This window comes from Massilia aurea (assembly GCF_014200505.1).
In the GTDB taxonomy this organism is placed as follows: domain Bacteria; phylum Pseudomonadota; class Gammaproteobacteria; order Burkholderiales; family Burkholderiaceae_D; genus Telluria; species Telluria aurea_B.
In genome coordinates, this window is record NZ_JACHBX010000001.1 from 1,123,179 (window position 1) to 1,142,696 (window position 19,518).

General features: G+C 64.3%; 20 protein-coding genes. 16 read left to right on the forward strand and 4 right to left on the reverse strand.

The annotated features are described in order from the left end of the window. The first annotated feature begins 37 nt into the window (after window positions 1–37). The 9 genes from HD842_RS24350 to HD842_RS05040 all read left to right on the forward strand — a co-directional run bounded on the left by HD842_RS24350 (window position 38) and on the right by HD842_RS05040 (window position 8,569). Window positions 38–496: a type II secretion system protein gene (locus tag HD842_RS24350; protein ID WP_183551732.1), complete on the forward strand. Its 459-nt coding sequence runs from the start codon at window positions 38–40 to the stop codon at window positions 494–496. A gap of 187 nt (window positions 497–683) precedes the next feature. Beyond that, window positions 684–1,616: an agglutinin biogenesis protein MshI gene (locus tag HD842_RS05005; RefSeq protein ID WP_183551735.1), complete on the forward strand. Its 933-nt coding sequence runs from the start codon at window positions 684–686 to the stop codon at window positions 1,614–1,616. Then, window positions 1,613–2,272, forward strand: coding sequence for a hypothetical protein (locus HD842_RS05010; protein ID WP_183551738.1), 660 nt, complete (start codon window positions 1,613–1,615; stop codon window positions 2,270–2,272). Before HD842_RS05005 ends, HD842_RS05010 begins: the two co-directional genes overlap by 4 nt. After that, a complete protein-coding gene (locus tag HD842_RS05015; protein WP_221290128.1) occupies window positions 2,269–2,973 on the forward strand; it encodes a hypothetical protein in 705 nt (234 codons plus the stop codon). Before HD842_RS05010 ends, HD842_RS05015 begins: the two co-directional genes overlap by 4 nt. Then, window positions 2,970–3,320 carry a hypothetical protein gene (locus HD842_RS05020; RefSeq protein WP_370660786.1) on the forward strand — a complete coding sequence of 117 codons (351 nt, stop codon included), beginning with the start codon at window positions 2,970–2,972 and terminating at the stop codon, window positions 3,318–3,320. The genes HD842_RS05015 and HD842_RS05020 overlap by 4 nt, the downstream gene beginning before the upstream one ends. Window positions 3,321–3,341: 21 nt before the next feature. Continuing rightward, window positions 3,342–5,177, forward strand: a complete 1,836-nt coding sequence (gene mshL, locus HD842_RS05025; protein WP_229424597.1) for a pilus (MSHA type) biogenesis protein MshL — start codon at window positions 3,342–3,344, stop codon at window positions 5,175–5,177. Beyond that, a complete protein-coding gene (locus HD842_RS05030) occupies window positions 5,177–6,067 on the forward strand; it encodes an ExeA family protein (protein WP_183551746.1) in 891 nt (296 codons plus the stop codon). Before mshL ends, HD842_RS05030 begins: the two co-directional genes overlap by 1 nt. After that, on the forward strand, window positions 6,064–7,128 hold the full coding sequence (locus HD842_RS05035; protein ID WP_183551749.1) for a tetratricopeptide repeat protein: 1,065 nt from the start codon (window positions 6,064–6,066) through the stop codon (window positions 7,126–7,128). Before HD842_RS05030 ends, HD842_RS05035 begins: the two co-directional genes overlap by 4 nt. 109 nt (window positions 7,129–7,237) lie before the next feature. Then, the gene (locus HD842_RS05040; protein WP_183551752.1) at window positions 7,238–8,569 is read left to right on the forward strand and encodes a hemolysin family protein; all 1,332 of its coding nucleotides are present in this window, start codon (window positions 7,238–7,240) and stop codon (window positions 8,567–8,569) included. Between the two features lie 7 nt (window positions 8,570–8,576). Here the strand turns inward: HD842_RS05040 and HD842_RS05045 are convergent, their stop codons facing one another. After that, window positions 8,577–9,734, reverse strand: a complete 1,158-nt coding sequence (locus HD842_RS05045) for a pyridoxal phosphate-dependent aminotransferase (RefSeq protein ID WP_183551757.1) — start codon at window positions 9,732–9,734, stop codon at window positions 8,577–8,579. A 36-nt stretch (window positions 9,735–9,770) separates the two neighbouring features. Beyond that, window positions 9,771–10,238: a putative toxin-antitoxin system toxin component, PIN family gene (locus tag HD842_RS05050; protein ID WP_183551760.1), complete on the reverse strand. Its 468-nt coding sequence runs from the start codon at window positions 10,236–10,238 to the stop codon at window positions 9,771–9,773. Window positions 10,239–10,274: 36 nt separating this feature from the next. Here HD842_RS05050 and yaaA point away from each other — a divergent pair, with 36 nt between their 5' ends. Next, a complete protein-coding gene (yaaA, locus tag HD842_RS05055; protein WP_183551763.1) occupies window positions 10,275–11,054 on the forward strand; it encodes a peroxide stress protein YaaA in 780 nt (259 codons plus the stop codon). A 101-nt stretch (window positions 11,055–11,155) separates the two neighbouring features. On the opposite strand, the gene HD842_RS05060 is transcribed toward yaaA, so the two are convergent. Next, window positions 11,156–11,995 (reverse strand): outer membrane protein assembly factor BamD, encoded by an 840-nt coding sequence (locus tag HD842_RS05060; RefSeq protein ID WP_183551766.1) that lies wholly within the window; start codon window positions 11,993–11,995, stop codon window positions 11,156–11,158. Window positions 11,996–12,060: 65 nt separating this feature from the next. Here HD842_RS05060 and HD842_RS05065 point away from each other — a divergent pair, with 65 nt between their 5' ends. After that, window positions 12,061–13,158, forward strand: a complete 1,098-nt coding sequence (locus HD842_RS05065; RefSeq protein ID WP_183551769.1) for an RluA family pseudouridine synthase — start codon at window positions 12,061–12,063, stop codon at window positions 13,156–13,158. Next, window positions 13,155–13,940 carry a peptidoglycan editing factor PgeF gene (gene pgeF / locus HD842_RS05070; protein ID WP_183551772.1) on the forward strand — a complete coding sequence of 262 codons (786 nt, stop codon included), beginning with the start codon at window positions 13,155–13,157 and terminating at the stop codon, window positions 13,938–13,940. Before HD842_RS05065 ends, pgeF begins: the two co-directional genes overlap by 4 nt. 24 nt (window positions 13,941–13,964) lie before the next feature. On the opposite strand, the gene HD842_RS05075 is transcribed toward pgeF, so the two are convergent. Continuing rightward, complete coding sequence (locus HD842_RS05075; RefSeq protein WP_183551775.1) at window positions 13,965–14,210, reverse strand: hypothetical protein; 246 nt, start codon at window positions 14,208–14,210, stop codon at window positions 13,965–13,967. A gap of 61 nt (window positions 14,211–14,271) precedes the next feature. Here HD842_RS05075 and phaC point away from each other — a divergent pair, with 61 nt between their 5' ends. The 4 genes from phaC (at window position 14,272) to HD842_RS05095 (ending at window position 19,512) form a co-directional block, all read left to right on the forward strand. Further along, entirely contained in the window at window positions 14,272–16,032 is a 1,761-nt protein-coding gene (gene phaC, locus HD842_RS05080) for a class I poly(R)-hydroxyalkanoic acid synthase (protein ID WP_183551778.1), read from the forward strand. 204 nt (window positions 16,033–16,236) lie between these two features. Next, entirely contained in the window at window positions 16,237–16,803 is a 567-nt protein-coding gene (phaR, locus tag HD842_RS05085) for a polyhydroxyalkanoate synthesis repressor PhaR (protein ID WP_183551781.1), read from the forward strand. Between the two features lie 174 nt (window positions 16,804–16,977). Further along, a complete protein-coding gene (rimO, locus tag HD842_RS05090; RefSeq protein WP_183553620.1) occupies window positions 16,978–18,339 on the forward strand; it encodes a 30S ribosomal protein S12 methylthiotransferase RimO in 1,362 nt (453 codons plus the stop codon). Window positions 18,340–18,351: 12 nt separating this feature from the next. After that, window positions 18,352–19,512: a cystathionine beta-lyase gene (locus HD842_RS05095; RefSeq protein ID WP_183551784.1), complete on the forward strand. Its 1,161-nt coding sequence runs from the start codon at window positions 18,352–18,354 to the stop codon at window positions 19,510–19,512. Window positions 19,513–19,518 lie beyond the last annotated feature (6 nt).

Genomic DNA, 19,518 nt, shown 5'->3' on the forward strand with positions numbered 1-19,518 from the left:
AAGGAATTTCATCCTTTCAATCATACGGAGAGTAGCGATGAACAAAGGTTTCAACAAAGGCGCGCAAGGCGGTTTCACCCTGATCGAACTGATCGTCGTGATCGTCATCCTGGGCATTCTGGCAGCAACCGCGCTGCCGAAGTTCGCGAGCCTGAGCGGCGATGCACGCGGGGCCTCGCTGAAAAGCGCGAAGGGCGCGATCTCTGCCGCGTCGGCGATGCTGCACGGTAAGTGGCTGATCAGTAACGCGACCCCAATCGCCGTTGAAGGGGCAAGCATCGACATGGTCTTTGGCTACCCAAGCCAGGGCACGATTGCATTGGCAGCCGGCCTGGATCCGAAAGAATATGTGGCGACCCCGAATGGTCAGCAAATGACCTTCAGGCCAATCAACATGCCGGCAGCGCTGAATGCAACGTGCTTTGTCTCCTATAACGAAGCCACGGCTGCCGTGCCGACGCCAGTCATCGTCGTCAATACCGACAAGTGCGAATAATTCGCCAGTAGCCGATCGAACAGGCGCTGCCATGGCAGCGCCTTTTTTATCGCTGGTGGCATGGTTGCCACACGCTGCATAAGAACATCACTGATACTGTGATTTTTTGTGATTTCTCCCAATCACTCTTGTCTATAATCAAGACATTGTCGGTGACGACCCTTACTGCTACCAATCAGCCGCCTGCATGCGTTTGTTGAAGAAATCCAGGAAGAAAAACGGCTGGCTCGCCTTTGCCATCGCCGGCGAGCACGTGCTTGCTGCCAGTGTCGAGCGCATGCCGGACGCCAAGCCCGTTGTGCGTCTGGTTTCGCCGGTAACTGCCCCGTCGCTCACCGAGGCCATCGACAAGGCTGGCCGCGACGGCCAGGCCGGCCTGCGCCATTGCAGCACCTTGCTCACCGGCGGCGACTACCAGATCCTCAACGTCGAAGCGCCCAGCGTGCCGCGCGAAGAAATGAAAACGGCGATGCGCTGGCGCCTGAAAGACGTTCTCGACTTTCCTGCCGCCGAAGCGACCATCGACGTGCTCGATATCGCGCTGGACGCCAACTCGCGCGCCCAGCAATCGGTGTTCGTCGTCGCGGCGAAAAACAGCATCATCGCGCCGCGCCAGAAACTGTTCCTGGACGCCAAGGTCGAACTGACGGCGATCGATATTCCTGAGATGGCCCAGCGCAATGTGTCGGCCATGCTCGAGCCGGAAGGCCGCGGCATCGCCATGCTGTCGTTCGGCGATGATGGCAGCCTGCTCACTGTGTCCTACCGCGGCGAGCTGTACCTGTCGCGCCGCTTCGACGTCACGCTGGCGCAATTGCTCGAACCCGACCACGACCGCAAGCATGCGAGCTTCGACAAGATCACGCTCGAGCTGCAACGCTCGCTCGACCATTTCGAGCGCCAGTATTCGTTCATCAGCGTCGCCAAGCTCATCCTCGGCCCATCGGCCGTGACGGGACTCGACGAGTACCTGTCCAGCAATCTGTACACGCCGGTTGAAACGCTGAACCTGGCGAGCTTGTTCGACCTGTCGCGCACGCCCGAGCTGGCCGACCTGGCCCAGCAGCAGCGCTTTTTCCTGGCCATTGGCGCTGCGCTGCGGGACGGGGAGGGCGCATGAGCCAGCAAATCAATCTGTTCAATCCGGCGTTCCAGCCGCAAAAGCACGTGCTGTCGGCAGCGCAGCTGGCGCTGGCCGCCGGCGTGGTCGTCGTCGGCATCGCTGGCCTGGCACTGCTGGGGAGCATGCGCACGGCCGAACTGCAGCAGAAGGCCGATGCCGGTGCGGTGCAGCTCGACAAGCGGCAAGCACGCCTGGCCTCGGTCAACACCGAATTTGTGCCGCGCGCGAAAGACGCGACGATGGCGGACCAGCTCCTTGACGCCGACCGCAAGCTGGCCGCCATGCGCCATGTATCGGGCGCGCTGTCACGGGGCGAACTGGGTGACACGAACGGCTTTGGCGGCTACTTCAAGGCGCTCGCGCGCCAGAGCATGCCGGGGTTGTGGCTGACCGGCGTGACGGTTGGCGCGGGCGGCGCCCAGATCGGCATCCGCGGCCGCGCGCTGGACCCGGCCATGGTGCCTGGCTACCTGAATCGCCTGACGAGCGAGCCCCTGATGCAGGGTAAGTCGTTTGCCAGCCTGCAAATCGGCGAAGCGGCGTCGCTGCCGGTGCCGGCAGCCGCGCCTGGCGCGGACGGCCAGCCCGCCACCCGCGCCGCGCCGTATGTCGAATTCAGCCTGCAGTCGGTCGCCACGGAGCCGCAGCCATGAGCGCGTCCATCAAGCAGCGCGTGCTCGACGTGGCGGCGCGCATGGACGCCCTGTCGCTGCGCGAGCGCGGCATGGTGTTCGGCGCCACCATCGCCGTGCTGGCGTTCGCCGGGCACACCCTCGTGCTGGCGCCGCAGGACGCAAAACAGGCAGCCCTGCGCACGCAGATCGAGCAACAGCAGGCCGCGAGCGCCGCCATCGATGGCGAGATCACGGCGCGCGTGGAGGGGTCGCGGATCGACCCGGACGCCCAGTCCCGCACGCGCCTGAACTCGATGCAGCAAGAGATGGGGCAACTGGGCAGCGAGCTGCTGGCGCTCGAACATGGCCTGGTGCCGCCCGAGCGCATGGGGCCGCTGGTCGAAGGCATCCTGCGCGCCAACGGCCGCCTCAAGCTCGTTTCGATGCGAACGTTGCCGGCCGAACCGCTGGCCGCACCGGGCGCTACGACCGCCCCGGCTGCCGCAGCAGGCGCTGCGCCTGTCGCGGGGGGCGACGTGCCCCTGCTGTACCGGCACGGCGTCGAAGTCACGGTGCGCGGCAATTACCTCGACATGGTCGACTACATGAGCACACTCGACGCGATGCCGACGCGGATGTTCTGGGGCCGCGCCCAGCTCGACGTCGAAACCTATCCGACCGCGCGCCTGACGCTCACGCTGCATACGCTCAGCCTGGACCGACAATGGATGAAGCTGTGAAACACCTGACCAAAACCGTGCTGGCCTGCGTCGCGCTGTGCGGGCTGCCTGCCGCCGCGCAGCCGTTGCAGGACCCGACCCGCCCGCCGGCCGGCATGGACCGGATCGCGCTCGATCCGGCCGTGCAGCGCGACGTCCCGCGCCTGCAATCGGTGCTCATCGCGCCGCATGCGGGCGGGCGCCACGTGGCCGTCATCGATGGCGAAACGCTGCGCCTGGGCGAGTTTTACAAAGGCGCACGGATCACGAGTATCAAGCCTGGCGAGGTCATCCTCATGCGCGGCAACGCGCGCCAGGTGCTGCGCATGGATGCACCGCTGTCCGGCATGACGCCGGTTGCCCGCTAACCGATGAAGTACGTACCCACCATGACACCCAAGTTTGTAATGGCGCCGCGCGCGCTGGCCGTGGCGCTTGCCGTCACCGTGCTCCTTGGCGGTTGCCAGAGCGCGCCGCAGAACGCCACCTATGACGCGATCACGAAAGAGCTGACGAAAGCCAGCACCCAGCAGGGCGCCCGCCCCGCGGTGGTCGACGCGGTGGCCAATGCGCTGCTGCCGCCGGCGGCAACGCTGGCCAGCCAGTTGCCCAAGGCGCGCCCGGCGCTGGAAGAGCGCTTCAACGTCGCCTTCAACAATGTCCCGGCGCAGCAGTTCTTTCGCTCGATCGTGGCCGGCACCCGCTACAACATGCTGGTGCACCCGGACGTGACGGGCAATATCAGCGCCAACCTGAAGGATGTGACGCTGGTCGAAACGCTGGAAGCGGTGCGCGACATGTATGGCTACGACTACAAGATCGACGGTGCCCGGATCGCGATCCGCCCGCTGACGATGCAGACCCGCATGTTCCATGTGAACTACCTGACAGCGCAGCGCAGCGGCAGTTCCAATCTGCGCGTGTCGTCCACGTCGGTGGCCGATGCAGGCAATGGCAACAACAATAGCGGCGGCGGCGGCGGCGGCGGCGGCGGTGGCAACAACAACCGCAGCCAGAACAACAATAACCAGAACGGCAATAACAACAATAACAATAACAACAGCAGCAACGGCCAGACCCAGACCAACAGCACCGACGTGCGCACGCATTCGGACAACGACTTCTGGGGCGATCTGAAACTGTCGATCGCCGCCATCGTCGGCTCGACCGAAGGCGGTCGCAGCGTCGTCGTCAGCCCGCAATCGGGCGTGCTCGTGATCCGCGCGATGCCGGACGAATTGCGTAACGTCGACGCTTACCTGAAGGCCACCCAGCTGTCGGTCGACCGCCAGGTGATCCTCGAAGCCAAGATCCTCGAGGTGGAACTGAACGACAGCTTCCAGAGCGGCATCAACTGGGCCTCGTTCGCGTCGTTCCGCGGTTCGCATCCCAACCGCGTTTCGGGCGGCCTGATTTCGCCCGGCGCCAACCTCGCGCCGTTGCCTTACACGGGCGGCCAGCCGCCTGTGATCAACAGCGGCCAGGGCCTCGCGGCCAGCACCGGCTTCTCGCTGTCGAATGCTGCCACGGCGGCCGGCTCGCTGTTCGGCTTTGCGTTCCAGACGAATAACTTCGCGGCGCTGATCACGTTCCTCGAATCGCAGGGCAGCGTGCACGTGCTGTCGAGTCCACGCATTGCGGCGGTCAACAACCAGAAGGCCGTGCTCAAGATCGGCACCGATGAATTCTTCGTCACCGGCGTGACCAACAACATCACGACCGGCGACAACGGCAGCATCGTTAGCCCGAGCGTGACGGTGCAGCCGTTCTTCTCCGGCGTCGTGCTCGACGTGACGCCGCAGATCGACGCCAGCGGCAACATCCTGCTGCACGTGCACCCGTCGGTCAGCCAGGTCACCACCGTCAACAAGGATGTCGACCTGGGCTCGGGCGGTACGCTGCGCCTGCCGCTGGCGGCATCGAGCACGTCGGAACTCGACAGCATCGTGCGCGGCCGCAATGGGCAAGTCGTCGCCATCGGCGGCTTGATGCGCCAGGCGTCCACCGGCGACACCGACCAGTTGCCGGGTGCGGACAAGATCCCGCTGCTGGGCAACCTGTTCCGCAACAAGAACCGGACCAACCAGAAGCGCGAGCTGGTCGTCCTGATCAAGCCGACCATCGTCGAAGGCGCCAGCGACTGGAGCGAAGACATGATGGACGCGAGCCGCCGCATCGAGCAGCTCGATCCCCGCCGCCGTGCGCCTGGCTTGGGCGTCGACTGATGTACGCGGCACATTTTGGCCTGCGCGAGCTGCCGTTCGGGATCACGCCGGACACCAGCTTCTTCTTCGGCAGCCCGCGCTCGCAGGAAGCCCTCAACACGCTGCTGGTCGCGGCGCGCGGCGGCGAAGGCTTCATCAAGATCACGGGCGAAGTCGGCACCGGCAAGACGCTCCTGTGCCGCAAGTTCATGGCGACGCTCGGTGAAGGATTCGTCACGGCCTACATCCCGAACCCGTACCTCGAACCGCGCACCTTGATGCTGGCGCTGGCCGACGAACTGGAGATCGTGCTCGAACGCGACGTCGACCAGCATCAGCTGCTCAAGGCGATCAACCTGCGCCTGCTGCAACTGGCCGCGCAGGATTTGCGCGTCGTGCTGTGCCTGGACGAAGCGCAAGCCATTCCTGTCGACAGCCTGGAAGCCCTGCGGCTGCTGACGAACCTGGAAACGGAAAAGCGCAAGCTGCTGCAGATCGTCCTGTTCGGCCAGCCAGAACTGAATCGCAAGCTGCAGCTGGACTCGATCCGCCAGCTGGCCCAGCGCATCACGTTCCATTACCACCTCGGCCCGTTGAACCGCGACGACATCGATTTTTATGTGGCGCACCGGCTGCGCGTGGCCGGCTTCACCGGCGCGCGGCTGTTTTCCAGCGCCGCGATCCGCAGCCTGTACAAGGCCAGCGGCGGCGTGCCACGCCTGGTCAACATCATGGCGCACAAGGCGATGATGCTCAGTTACGGCCAGGGCAAGCAGCAGGTCGCAGGTGGCCATGTCGCCATCGCCGCGCGCGATACGGTGGGCGTGGGGCGCGCGATCCGCCAGTGGCTGACGGGCGGCGCGATCGTCATGGGCGCCCTTGGCGTGTTTGCCTGGGTGGTGGCGCCATGAGCCTGATTAACAAGATGCTCAAGGACCTCGACGCGCGCGCAGGGCAGCCTGGCGCGGCGCCGCTGCCGGCCGACGTGCGGCCCGTGGCTGCACCCGAGCGGCGCGGACCGGTGCTGCGCGCGGCGCTGGTCGGCGGCGCGCTGCTGGCGGTCGGCGCCGGTGTGGTTGGCTGGAAGACGATGCAGACGGCGCCCGCGCCGACACCGGCTCCTGCCGTGCTGGCGGCTGCGCCAGTCCCGGCGCGCACGGCGGTGGTGGTGGACATGCCGGCGGCAGCGCCGGTGCAGGTGGTTGATGTGGCGCCAGCCGTGCCGGCGCCCACACCGGAACCAGAGCCGGCACCGGAACCAGCACCGGCACCGGCACCAGCACCAGCACCAGCAGCCAAGCGTGTCACGCCGGTCGCTTTGGCACCAACCGCCAGGCCTGCACCACGCACGGTTGCCGTGGCGAAGACTACAGCAGCTGTACCGGCTACGGGTCGCACCGACACGCCATCGCAACGGGCCGAAAACGCCTATCGGCGCGCGCTCGGCGTGCTCGAAGACGGCCGCGTGACCGAGGCGATTGCCACGCTGCAGGCGGGTCTGCAGATCGATCCGCGCCATGAAGCCGCGCGCCAGACGCTGGTCGGTCTGCTGATCGAGGCCGGCCGTCCGGACGATGCGATGCGCCAGTTGCAGGCCGCGCTCGCGATCGACGCGCGCCAGCCGGCGCTGGCGATGCTGCTGGCGCGCCTGCAGCTCGAACGGGGCGGGCCGGCCATCGACACCCTGATGCGCACGCTGCCCTATGCGGCGGGCAACGGCGAGTACCACGCATTCCTGGCCGGCGTGCTGCAGCGCGAGGGTCGTGTACATGAAGCGGCTGACCATTACCAGGCTGCGCTCAAGCGCTCGCCCGGCAATGGCGTGTGGTGGATGGGTCTGGGTATCGCGCTGCAGGCCGACAAGCGCGACGCCGAAAGCCGCGCTGCCTTCATGCAGGCGCAGGCCAGCGGGACGCTGTCGCCCGAACTGCAGGCCTTCGTCGAGCGCCGGCTGGGCCAACTCGGTCGTTGAGGCCGCCGCCGGGGAGGGCGGGCATGGTAAAGTGTCATGCCTGCGCAGGTACCCCTGCGCAGCTCCCCGGTCAACGAGCGTGACCCAATAACAGTACCCCGGGTGTCCCATGAACTTGTTCGAACATTTGGCCTTGCTGGCCGTGCTGGTGCTTGCGGCGGGCTTCCTGTCGCTCACCGAAATCTCGCTGGCAGGCGCCCGCAAAATCAAACTCAAATTGCTGGCCGAGGCGGGCGACGACCGTGCCCGCAAGGTCATGGCCCTGCAGGCGCATTCGGCCGACTTCTTCGCCGCCTCTCAGCTTGGGCTGAACGCCATTGCGATCCTGGGCGGTATTCTGGGCGAAGGGGCCTTGCGCCCGTTCTTCCTCGAGTGGCTGTCCGTCTTCTACGCGGGGCCAGGCCGCGAAAACATCGCCTTCACGCTGTCGTTCGTGTTCGTCACCACGCTGTTCGTGCTGTTCTCGGACCTGATGCCCAAGCGCCTGGCCTTGATCTCGCCCGAGACGACGGCGATGGCGGTGATCCGGCCGGTGCTGTTCGTCATCCGGCTGTTCAAGCCATTCTCGTGGACGCTGAACGTGATCGCCAACGGCTTGTTCAAGCTGTTTGGCATCAACATGACGCGCGAAGACCGCATCACGTTCGATGAAATCTCGGCCGTGGTCGAAGCCGGCGCGCAGGCCGGCGTGCTGCAAAAGCAGGAGCAGCACTTCATCGAGAACGTGTTCGAACTCGAGTCGCGCGCCGTGACGTCGACGATGACGACGCGCGAGAACATCGTGTTCTTCGACCTGACCGAGCCCGAAGAAAGCGTGCGCCAGAAGATTGCTGCGCATTCGCTATCCAAATTTCCGGTCTGCGATGGCGTGATTGACCGCGTGGTCGGCTATGTCGACACGCGCGACATCCTGGTGCGCCTCTTGAACAACCAGTCGCACTTTCACCTGAGTGAATCGACGGTCCGCACGGTCTTGATCATCCCCGACAGCCTGACGCTGTCCGAGCTGCTGGACCGCTTCCGCTCCAGCAAGGAGACCTTCGCGGTGGTCATCAACGAGTATGCGTTTGTCGTCGGTGTGATCACGCTGTCGGACATCATGGTGACGGTGATGGGGCGCTGGGGTAGCCCGCTGGAAGCCGACCAGCAAACGATGCAGCGCGAAGACGGCTCGTGGCTGATCGACGGCAGCACGCCGGTGGCGGAGATGAAGCGCGTGATCGACCTGCAGTCGCTGCCCGAAGAAGAGCGCTACGAGACGGCGGCTGGCTTCATGATGTTCATGCTGCGCAAGGTGCCCAAGCAGACCGACAGCGTCGAGTACGAAGGCATGCGCTTCGAGGTGCTCGACGTCGACCATCACCGCATCGACCAGATACTGGTCAAGCGCCTCGACCCGGGGCAGAAGGCGCTCGGGGCGGCGACGCCTGCCGCCCACTAGGTTTCTTTTACAACTGTGCGAGACGCTCCAGCGCAAGCTGCAGCGTCTCGTCTTTTTTCGCGAAGCAGAAACGCACCACGTGCGACTCTTTCAGCTGGCTGTAGAACGCCGAGACGGGAATGGCGGCGACCTTGATCTCGCGCGTCAGCCATTCGGCGAATTCCGCTTCACTCAAATCCGAGATCGCGTCGTAGCGCACGCACTGGAAGTAGGTGCCGTCCGATGGCAGCAGCGTGAAGCGCGACGCCGCCAACCCGGCGCGGAACAGGTCGCGCTTGGCCTGGTAGAACGCCGGCAGGTCGCGCCACGGCGCCGGGTCCTGCAGGTAGCCGGCAATCGCGTGCTGCATCGGCGCATTGACGCAAAAGACGTTGTACTGGTGGACCTTGCGAAACTCGACCATCAAGGCTGCCGGCGCGGCCACGTAGCCGATCTTCCAGCCGGTCACGTGGAAGGTCTTGCCAAAGCTCGACACGACGAATGCGCGTTCGGCCAGCGCCGGATGGCGCGCCACCGACGCATGCGGCTCGCCATCGAACACCATGTGTTCATACACTTCGTCCGACAGCACCAGGATCTGCGTGTCCTGCACGATCGCCACCAGCGCGTCAAGATCGGCCTGGCGCAGGATCGTGCCGGTCGGGTTGTGCGGCGTGTTGATGACGACCATGCGCGTGCGCGGCGTGACCGCTGCCCGCACGTCGGCCCACTCCACACGGTAGCCATCGGCGTCCAGCCGCATCGTCACCGGCACCACCACACCGCCTGCCAGCGCAATGGCCGGCGCATAGCAATCGTAGGCGGGCTCGATGACGATCACCTCGTCGCCCGGATGCACGACGGCCAGGATCGCCGACTGGATCGCCTGGCTGGCGCCGGCGGTGACGGTGATGTCGGTATTCGCATCGTAGCGATGGCCGTAGGTGGCCTCGATCTTGGCCGCAATCGCCTGGCGCAGCGCCGGCAGGCCGGTCATCGGCGGATACTGGTTATGCCCGGCGCGCATCGCGTCGGTCACCAGGTCGACCAGCGCCGGGTCGCACGCGAAATCGGGGAAACCCTGGCCCAGGTTGACGGCGCCATGGTCGATGGCCAGTTGCGACATGCGGGTGAACACGGTGGTGCCGACGTGCGGCAGGCGGGAGACCAGCGGTGGAAGGCTCATGAATGCATCCTGATCGAAAGCAAATGGGGGGAAGCCTTATTTTAGCGCGCCTTCGGCCTTGGCCTGGCGCCACGTGGCGACCCACACCTCGGGCAGCATGATGCGAAACAGCCCCGCCTGCGCCGTCTTGCGTCCCAGCTTGAGCAGTGCCTTGTCCTTGCTGATCAGGATCGACGCGCCGGCATCGCGCGCGAGCTCCATGAATTTCTGGTCGTCGCGGTCGGTGCACACGGGCAGGCGGATCGCTTTCGAATCGACGTCAACGAGGCGCAGCAGGGCATCGAAGCGGGCGGCGGCCGCCAGGCGGCTGTCGTCGTCCAGCGGCAGGTGCTGGTAGTGCAGCACGGCCAGGTATTCGGCGCGGCAGTCGGCGCGCGTGATGGCGTCGATCTCCTTCGCCTCGATGGCGGCGAGCAGGTCGGCCCAGCGCGGATCGTGGAACACGAACAGGTCGAGCAGCACATTGGTGTCGATGACGATGGTTGGGGCTGGAGCGGTTATCATGTCGGTTGTTTATTTATGGAAAAGTTTCGTACGGCCATGCTGATTGTCCTGTCTCCCGCCAAGTCCCTCGATCTCGAATCGCCCCTGACCACGCCGCACCAGTCCACGCCCGACTTCATTGCCCATGCGGGCGAACTGATCGAGGTCTTGCGCGGCCATTCACCCGCATCGATCAGCGAATTGATGGACCTGTCCGACGCGCTGTCGATGCTCAACGTCGGGCGCTATGCCCACTGGGAAGCCGATCATGGACAAGCGCGGCCGGCGATCATGTCATTCAATGGCGACGTGTACACGGGGTTCGACGCGCGCACGCTGAACACGGAGGCGCTGACGTTTGCCCAGCGCCACGTGCGCATCCTGTCAGGCCTGTACGGCGTACTGCGCCCGCTCGACCAGATGCATCCGTATCGCCTGGAAATGGGCACCCGGCTGGCCACCCCTCGCGGCAAGGACCTGTATGCGTTCTGGGGCGAGACGATCACCGCCGCCCTGAATCAGCAACTGGCCGAGAACGGCTCGACGGCGCTGGTGAATCTGGCCTCGACCGAGTACTTCAAGTCGGTCAAGCCGAAGCTGCTGGCCGCGCCCGTCATCGAGCCTGTATTCCAGGACTGGAAGAACGGCCAGTACAAGATCATTTCGTTCTATGCCAAGCGGGCGCGCGGGATGATGGCGCGTTATGCCACCGAGAACGGCATCACGGATCCTGAGGAGCTCAAGGACTTCGATGTCGACGGCTACGCATTCGAACCGGCGGCGTCAAGCGAGCGCGCGTGGGTATTCCGGCGTCGCAACGCCGACGCTGTCGGGTAAACGTCGTAGGGTGGGCGGGTACCCCGCCCACGCGTTCAACCCGCCTTCGCATACCACAACGCGAGGTTGGTGTGAACGCGTGGACGGCACAGCCGTCCACCCTATTGGACCGCATCCTTCGGCGCCGCCTTGGCGCCACCCTTGGACCAGAACTTCCACCACGGCGCATCGCCGCGGGCGTTCGGGTTCAGGAAGTAGCTGTCCGGATAGTTCAGCGCGAACACACGCTGCGTATCGTCGCGCAGCAGCGGCATGCCGAGCTTGTCGTACGAGCGGATCATGATGAACAGCGCTTCTTCGCGTGCCGGCGCATCGGTGTAGTTGGTCACCGCATCCTGGGCACGATTGAGCGCCGCCAGGTACGAGCCGCGGCGGTAGTAATAATTCGCCACGTGCACTTCGTACTGGGCCATCGCATTGATCAGATAGCTCATGCGCTCGGTTGCGTCGGCCGCGTACTTGCTGTTCGGGTACTTGTCGACCAGCGCCTTGAACGCCGCAAACGCTTCACGCGTTGCACGCGGATCGCGCTCGGTCGGGTCCTGCGAGTACACGAAGCTGAAGAACCCGAGCTGATCGTTGAAATTGATCAGGCCACGCAGGTAGTACATGTAGTCGACCTGGGGGTGGTTCGGGTGCAGCTTGATGAAGCGCTCGACCGCCGCCAGCGCTTGCGCCTGGTCAGCCGACTTGTAGTGGGCATACGCCACTTCCATCTGCGCTTGTGTTGCGTACACGCCGAATGGGAAGTTGGTTTCGAGCCGCTGGAACAACGGGATTGCGGCTTCGTAGTGCCCACCTGCCATCTCTTCGCGCGCCTCAGCGTATAATTTCTCCGCCGACCAGTTTTTGGACTCGTCCTTGGCCTTTGGCAGCATACTGCATGCCGACAGACCGACGAGGGCGCAAGTAGCGACCAACACAGACAATTTTTTTTGCATAGCTTTTTGCAAGAAATGTTTTACCTAGATTCAACGAACGGCTGATTATAGCCGATGGGACTCACGTGATATTAACTCCTGCGCCGAATCCGGCGGATTTACCGATTGACCCTGATTTTGACGATGAACTGGAGATCGGGTTCGTCCCGTTACCAGGCACCGATCTGTCGCCCATTACCCTGGCGCTGCAAGAGGAACACTGCGGCCAGCGCCTCGACAAGGTAGTGGCCGGCCTGGTGCCCCAATTCTCGCGCAGCCGCTTGCAGCAATGGTTCGAAAGCGGCCACATCACGGTGGACGGTAAACCGGCCCGGGGCAAGGACACGGCCTATGGCGATGAAGCCATTGTCGTCGTGCCACAAGCTGCGCCTGAAGACACGGCGTTCGCGCCGGAAGCGATGGATCTCACCATCGTGTACGAAGACGACGACATCATGGTCGTCAACAAGCCGGCGGGCCTCGTCGTGCACCCGGGTTCGGGCAACTGGACCGGCACGCTGCTCAATGGCCTGCTGCATCACTGCCCGCAGCTGGTTGGCGTGCCGCGCGCCGGCATCGTCCACCGTCTCGACAAGGATACCAGCGGCCTGATGGTCGTCGGCAAAACGCTTGCCGCGCAAACCGATCTCGTACGCCAGCTGCAGGCACGCACCGTCAAGCGCGAATACTTTGCGCTGGTATGGGGCACGCCGCGCCTGTCGGGCACGATCGACAGCCCGATGGGGCGCGACGCGAAAGACCGCGTCAAGATGGCCGTCTCGAGCAGCCCGTTCGCCAAGCCGGCGATCACCCATTACGAGCGCGTCATTTCGGGCGAGCTCGATCGGCGTCCGGTCACGCTGGTGCGTTGCCGCCTGGAGACTGGCCGCACACACCAGATCCGCGTGCACATGCAGTCGCTGGGCTTTTCGCTCGTCGGCGATGCCGTCTATGGCAAGCGTCACCTGACGCCGGTGTTCCCGCGCCAGGCGCTGCAGGCGCGTCGCCTGGGCCTCGTGCATCCGGCCACCGGTGAGCAATGCGAATGGACCGTGCCGCTGGCCGACGATTTCGCCGAGCTGATCGCGCGTGCAGGCATCGAAGAGCCGGAGCTGGGCGAATTCGGCACGGCGATCGAGGATGCCGCGGACGACGACAACGGCGTTGTCACTTACCGGGCATGAGTACGCTGGCACGGTCGGCTCTGGTCTGGCCCGATTGGCCTGACTTGCCGGCGACCGTCGGCGCACTGGCGACCAGCCGCGATGGCGGCGTCTCCGTCGGTCCCTACGACGACGGCAAGGGTGGCGGGGGCCTGAATCTGGGCCTGCACGTGAACGACGCGCCAGACGCCGTCGCTGCCAATCGCGCCTTGCTGCAAGGCTGGTTGCCGGGCCGCCCGGCCTGGATCGCCCAGGTGCATGGCGCCGACGTCGTCGACGCCGGCACCGTGGGCGCCGACCAGCCCGTGCGCACGGGCGACGCCAGCATCGCCACGATGCCTGGCGTCGTCTGCGCCATCCTGACTGCCGATTGCTTGCCGGTGCTGTTTGCCGATCTGGATGGCAAGGTGGTCGGCGCGGCGCACGCCGGCTGGCGCGGGTTGGCCGGTGGGGTATTGGGCGCGACCGTGCGCGCCATGCGTGCGGCCGGCGCGGGCGAGATCACAGCGTGGATGGGGCCGGCAATCGGTCCCGATGCGTTCGAGGTTGGCGACGATGTGGTGGCGGCATTTGCCGCGGCGCTGCCGGGTGACGCAACACGTGCATGTTTCACGGCTTACCCGGGTCGCCCCGGCAAATACCTCGCCGACATGTTCACGCTTGCACGTTTGATGCTGGCGCATGATGGCCTCGAACGCGTGCATGGTGGCGGGCTGTGTACGGCCAGTGCGCCGGAGCGCTTCTATTCCTATCGCCGCGATGGCGTCACCGGCCGCCAAGCCAGCGTCATCTGGTTTAGATAAAGCCTGTGCGTGATGCGGTACGGCTCAGTCGCCGTCACCGCCGCCGTCATCCATGTCGTCTGCCGGCGACTCCCGCCGTGGTCTGACCTGATGCCGGGACTGCTGTGTTCGCCCGCGCTGTCGGCGCCGTTTCGCGCCAGTGATATAAAAAAGTATGGATAATGGCAGTGCGCAATAAAACGCGAACGTCATGATGCCGGCCACGACGGTCGGCTCGGTCGCCGCCATGAGCACCACAACGTATATCCAGGCAATGGCAACGATCCACATGCAGTAGTTCCTTGTTGTAGTTCCTGGTTGAAGAGACGCGATTCTAACAACGGATGCCCACATGAACATGCCTGATCCACAAGCGCTTGCCGCTGCCTGGTTGTCCCAATGGTCCGATCCTGCCGCCTGGCAGCCCTGGATGACGATGATGTCCACCATGCCTGCCATGCCAGCGATGCCCGCCCCGGGCGGCGCCAGTCCGCTGGCCGGCTTCCTCAAAGATGCCGGCGCCGGCATCGATACGGCCCGCATGGAAGCGATCCGCGACGATTATCTCAAGAAAGCAACTCAGCTGTGGCAAGACGTCATGCTGGGCAAGACGCCCGAGTTGAGCGACCGGCGCTTCGCCGCAGCCGAATGGCGTGGCAATCCACTGTCGGCGTTCTCGGCCGCTTCCTACCTGCTGAATGCCGAATGCATGATGGCGATGGCCGATGCGGTCGAGGTCGGGCCGCGCGAGCGCCAGAAGCTGCGTTTCTCGGTCCAGCAGATGATCGACGCGATGTCGCCCGCCAACTTCCTGGCCACCAATCCGGAAGCGCAGCAGCAGATGATCGAGACCCAGGGCGAGAGCCTGACCAAGGGCTTGACCAACATGCTGACCGATCTGCAGAAGGGCCGTATTTCGCAATCGGACGAAACAGCCTTCGAAGTGGGCCGCAATGTCGGCAACACGGCCGGCCAGGTCGTGTTCGAAAACGACTTGTTTCAGCTGATCCAGTACACGCCGACCACGGCGAACGTGCACACCGTGCCGCTGGTGATGATCCCGCCGTGCATCAACAAGTTTTATATCCTCGACCTGCAGCCCGAGAATTCACTGGTGCGCTACGTGGTGGAGCAGGGCCATACCGTGTTCATGGTCTCCTGGCGTAACCCGGACCGCAGCCAGTCGCACCTGCGCTGGGACGATTACGTCGAAGACGGCGCGATCCGTGCGCTTGACGTCGTGGCCCAGATCACCGGACAAGAGAAAGCGCACGTGTTCGGCTTCTGCGTCGGCGGCACCATTGCCGCCACCGCGCTGGCCGTGCTGGCGGCGCGTGGGCGCCAGCCGGCGGCCAGCCTGTCGCTGCTGACCACGCTGCTGGACTTTTCGGATGCCGGCGTGCTCGAAGTATTCATCGACGAAACCCAGGTGGCGCTGCGCGAGCAGAAGCTCGCCGCTGGCGGCCTGATGCCGGGCCGCGACCTGGCGACGACGTTCTCGTCGCTGCGCCCGAACGATCTGGTCTGGAATTATGTCCAGCAAAACTACCTGAAGGGCAAGGAACCACCGGCCTTCGATCTGCTGTACTGGAATGCCGACAGCACCAATCTGCCGGGCCCGATGTTCTGCTGGTACTTGCGCAATATGTACCTGGAGAACAAGCTCAAGCAGCCGGGCGCGCTCACGGTGTGCGGCGTGCCGATCAATCTGGGCGCCATCGACGCGCCGGTGTTCGTGTACGGCTCGAAGGAAGACCATATCGTGCCGTGGACGGCGGCGTTTGCCTCGATGCAGTTGCTCAATCCTGGCAACCCGAAAGCGAACCGCTTCGTGCTGGGTGCGTCGGGCCATATCGCCGGCGTCATCAACCCTGCCTCGAAAAACAAGCGCAGTTATTGGGCCAACGACAAGGGCGGCAAGTCGCGGCCCAAGACGGATGCTGCCTGGTTCGAGAGTGCTGCAGAGCACAAAGGCAGTTGGTGGCCTGAGTGGGCAAAATTTCTGGCGGAGAACGGCGGCGCGCAAGGGCCGGCCCCAGGCGTCGCTGGCAGCAGCGACTATCCGCCAACCGAGCCCGCACCGGGGCGCTATGTGCAGGTCAGGGCCGACTAGCAGTCGATGTCATGTATTGACATAAAAACCATACTTGTGATGCATCTGGTAATTGCTGCAACCGCCACAATTGCATGGTAAGGTGTCTGTTATCCCCCACGGTCGATCCGGCCGTGGGTCGGGTGGAGACGGGCCGGCCACGCTGGCCAGAATAATCATAAGTGCGCGGCTCACGAAGCGGCGCCGCAAACCATGGAACCAGAGATGAGCAGTGTGAAGAAGAGTGCAGAACGCCTGATCAAGAAATACCCGAACCGTCGTCTGTACGACACGCAGACCAGTTCCTACATCACGCTGTCGGACGTCAAGCAATTAGTGCTCGACGCTGACGATTTCACCGTGGTCGATGCCAAGAGCAGCGAAGACCTGACCCGCGCGATCCTGCTCCAGATCATCCTCGAAGAAGAGGCGAATGGCGTGCCGATGTTCTCGAGCTCAGTACTCTCGCAAATCATCCGCTACTACGGCCACGCAATGCAGGGCATGATGGGCTCGTATCTGGAAAAGAACGTCCAGGCCTTTACCGACATCCAGCACAAATTCACCAGCAACGCTGCCGGCGCCATCGAGGGCAAGCCTTTCAGCCCCGAGATGTGGACCCAGTTCATGAACGTCCAGGGTCCGATGATGCAGGGCATGATGAACAACTACATCGACCAGAGCAAGAACCTGTTCATCCAGATGCAGGAACAGATGCAGAGCCAGAGCAAGGCGATGTTCGGCGTGTTCCCGTTCCCGGGCATGACGCCCCCGCCGACCGACAAGAAATAAACCCCTCAGTATTGGGGCAGCAGGGCCTCACCTTCGAGGCCCGGTTCAGGTACAATCGCGGATTGCCCAAACACTTTTCCGCTGCCCATGACTGAACTTCGTCGTAGTCCTTCCGCCAACTCTAGCAGCCTGGCTGCCGCAGCCAAGGCGCCTGGCGTCATCATTCCGGCACCGATGCCTGGCGTGATTGCGCCGAAGGTCGGCTTTGTCTCGCTTGGCTGCCCGAAAGCGCTGGTCGATTCCGAGCAGATCCTGACCCAGTTGCGCGCTGAAGGCTATCAAACCGCCAACTCGTACGACGGGGCGGACCTCGTGATCGTCAACACCTGCGGCTTCATCGACGCCGCCGTGCAGGAGTCGCTCGACGCCATCGGCGAAGCGCTGGCCGAAAACGGCAAGGTGATCGTCACCGGCTGCCTGGGCGCCAAGAAGGATGCTGCAGGCGACGACATCATCACCAAGGTGCACCCGAAGGTGCTGGCCGTGACCGGCCCCCATGCACTGGCCGAGGTGATGGACTCGGTCCACTTGCACCTGCCGAAACCGCACGATCCGTTCATCGACCTGGTCCCTGACCACGGCGTGAAACTCACGCCGAAGCACTACGCCTACCTGAAGATTTCCGAAGGCTGCAACCACCGCTGCAGCTTCTGCATCATCCCGTCGATGCGCGGCGACCTGGTCTCGCGCCGCATCGACGAAGTGCTGGTCGAAGCCGAGAACCTGTTCAAGTCGGGCGTCAAGGAGCTGCTCGTGATTTCGCAGGACACCAGTGCCTATGGCGTGGACGTCAAGTTCCGCACCGGCTTCTGGAATGGCCGCCCGATCAAGACGCACATGACGCAGCTGGTCGAAGCGCTGGGCCAGCTCGCGCGCCAGTACGACACCTGGGTGCGCCTGCACTATGTCTATCCGTACCCGCACGTCGATCACGCGATCCCGTTCATGGGCGATGGCCACGTGCTGCCATACCTCGATATTCCGATGCAGCACGCGCACCCGGATATCCTGAAGCGCATGAAGCGCCCGGCCAGCGGCGAGCGCAACCTCGAGCGCATCCTGAAATGGCGTTCGATGAACCCGGACCTGACGATCCGTTCGACCTTCATCGCCGGCTTCCCGGGCGAGACCGAGGCCGAATTCGAGTATCTGCTCGACTTCCTGAAAGAAGCGCAGATCGATCGCCTGGGCTGCTTTGCCTATTCGCCGGTCGAAGGCGCGACCGCGAACCTGCTCGAGAATCCGGTGCCGGAAGAAGTGCGTGAAGAGCGCCGCGCGCGCGTCATGCTGCTGCAAGAAGAGATCTCGGCCAAGCGCCTGCAGGCCAAGGTCGGCAAGACGCTGCGCGTGCTGATCGACGAAGTCGGCGCCCGCGAAGCGATCGGCCGTTCGAGCGCCGATGCGCCCGAGATCGACGGCGTCGTGCACATTAAGCGGCCACTCGTGCCGGGCAAGAGCAAACTGGTCGTCGGCCAGTTCGCCGATGTCGTCATCACGAAGGCCGATGCGCATGACCTGTGGGCCAATCCCGTCTAAGCCATTGACGCCATGAGCGCCAAGTCGATCCAGACCACGCTGGTGCATAGCGACTATGTCGCACCGGCGGGGTTCGATGCCTTCCCGCCGGCGACGCACCGCGCGTCGACCGTGCTGTTTGCGAACACGGCGACAATGCGCGCGAGCCAGTGGAAAGACAAGACCGCCTACACCTACGGCTTGCACGGCACGCCGACCACGTTCACGCTGGAAGGCAAGCTGGCCGAGATCGAGGGCGGCAACCATTGTCTGCTCACGCCGTCGGGCCTTGCCGCGATCGCGATGGTCGACTTTGCGCTGCTCAAAAGCGGCGACGATGTGCTGTTGCCCGAGAACGTCTACAACCCGAACCGTGAACTGGGCCGCTGGCTCAGCGCGGATTTCGGCGTCACTGCACGCTACTACGATCCGATGATCGGCGCCGGCATCGCTGCGCTGATCCAGCCAAACACCAAACTGCTGTGGGCCGAGGCGCCGGGTTCGGTGTCGATGGAAGTGCCGGATCTGCCGGCGCTGTGCCATGCGGCGCATGAGCGGGGCGTGCTGGTGGCACTCGACAATACGTGGTCGGCGGGCCTGGCGCTGCGCGGGTTCGATCTTGGCGCCGACATCGTCATGCACGCGCTGACCAAGTACCAGTCGGGTGGCGCCGACCTCTTGATGGGCGCCGTGATCACGCGCGACCGCGCGCTGAACGATCGGCTGGCGTTGGCACACATGCGCCTGGGCCTGGGCGTGAGCCCCGACGATGCGTATCTGGTGCAGCGCGGTTTGCCGACGATGAAGATGCGCTTCGAGCGGCACGACGCCAGCGCGCGCGAGCTGGCCGCCTGGTTCAAGGCACGGCCCGAGATCGCAAAGGTGCTGCATCCGGCATTCGAGGACTGCCCGGGCCACGCGTTCTGGCAGCGCGATTTTACCGGGGCAGGTGGCCTGTTTTCGGTGGTGTTCGACGCACGCTTCGACGAGGCGCAGGTCGATTGCATGGTCGATGCGCTGACGCTGTTCGGCATCGGCTATAGCTGGGGTGGACCCAACAGCCTTGTGATGCCGTACCGGATCAACAGCTTGCGGGATCAGTGGGAGGGCGGGGTGCTGGTGCGCTTCAATGTCGGCTTGGAAGACCCGGCCGACCTGATCGCCGATCTGGCACGGGCCTTCAATGCGTTGTGACATAAA

What these genes read in the sequence shown, in the direction of transcription:
- HD842_RS24350 (WP_183551732.1), top strand. Translation starts at nt 38, where the DNA reads ATGAACAAAGGTTTCAACAAAGGCGCGCAAGGCGGTTTCACCCTGATC.
- HD842_RS05005 (WP_183551735.1), top strand. Translation starts at nt 684, where the DNA reads ATGCGTTTGTTGAAGAAATCCAGGAAGAAAAACGGCTGGCTCGCCTTT.
- HD842_RS05010 (WP_183551738.1), top strand. Translation starts at nt 1,613, where the DNA reads ATGAGCCAGCAAATCAATCTGTTCAATCCGGCGTTCCAGCCGCAAAAG.
- HD842_RS05015 (WP_221290128.1), top strand. Translation starts at nt 2,269, where the DNA reads ATGAGCGCGTCCATCAAGCAGCGCGTGCTCGACGTGGCGGCGCGCATG.
- mshL (WP_229424597.1), top strand. Translation starts at nt 3,342, where the DNA reads ATGACACCCAAGTTTGTAATGGCGCCGCGCGCGCTGGCCGTGGCGCTT.
- HD842_RS05030 (WP_183551746.1), top strand. Translation starts at nt 5,177, where the DNA reads ATGTACGCGGCACATTTTGGCCTGCGCGAGCTGCCGTTCGGGATCACG.
- HD842_RS05035 (WP_183551749.1), top strand. Translation starts at nt 6,064, where the DNA reads ATGAGCCTGATTAACAAGATGCTCAAGGACCTCGACGCGCGCGCAGGG.
- HD842_RS05040 (WP_183551752.1), top strand. Translation starts at nt 7,238, where the DNA reads ATGAACTTGTTCGAACATTTGGCCTTGCTGGCCGTGCTGGTGCTTGCG.
- HD842_RS05045 (WP_183551757.1), bottom strand. Translation starts at nt 9,734, where the DNA reads ATGAGCCTTCCACCGCTGGTCTCCCGCCTGCCGCACGTCGGCACCACC.
- HD842_RS05050 (WP_183551760.1), bottom strand. Translation starts at nt 10,238, where the DNA reads ATGATAACCGCTCCAGCCCCAACCATCGTCATCGACACCAATGTGCTG.
- yaaA (WP_183551763.1), top strand. Translation starts at nt 10,275, where the DNA reads ATGCTGATTGTCCTGTCTCCCGCCAAGTCCCTCGATCTCGAATCGCCC.
- HD842_RS05060 (WP_183551766.1), bottom strand. Translation starts at nt 11,995, where the DNA reads ATGCAAAAAAAATTGTCTGTGTTGGTCGCTACTTGCGCCCTCGTCGGT.
- pgeF (WP_183551772.1), top strand. Translation starts at nt 13,155, where the DNA reads ATGAGTACGCTGGCACGGTCGGCTCTGGTCTGGCCCGATTGGCCTGAC.
- HD842_RS05075 (WP_183551775.1), bottom strand. Translation starts at nt 14,210, where the DNA reads ATGTGGATCGTTGCCATTGCCTGGATATACGTTGTGGTGCTCATGGCG.
- phaC (WP_183551778.1), top strand. Translation starts at nt 14,272, where the DNA reads ATGAACATGCCTGATCCACAAGCGCTTGCCGCTGCCTGGTTGTCCCAA.
- phaR (WP_183551781.1), top strand. Translation starts at nt 16,237, where the DNA reads ATGAGCAGTGTGAAGAAGAGTGCAGAACGCCTGATCAAGAAATACCCG.
- rimO (WP_183553620.1), top strand. Translation starts at nt 16,978, where the DNA reads ATGCCTGGCGTGATTGCGCCGAAGGTCGGCTTTGTCTCGCTTGGCTGC.
- HD842_RS05095 (WP_183551784.1), top strand. Translation starts at nt 18,352, where the DNA reads ATGAGCGCCAAGTCGATCCAGACCACGCTGGTGCATAGCGACTATGTC.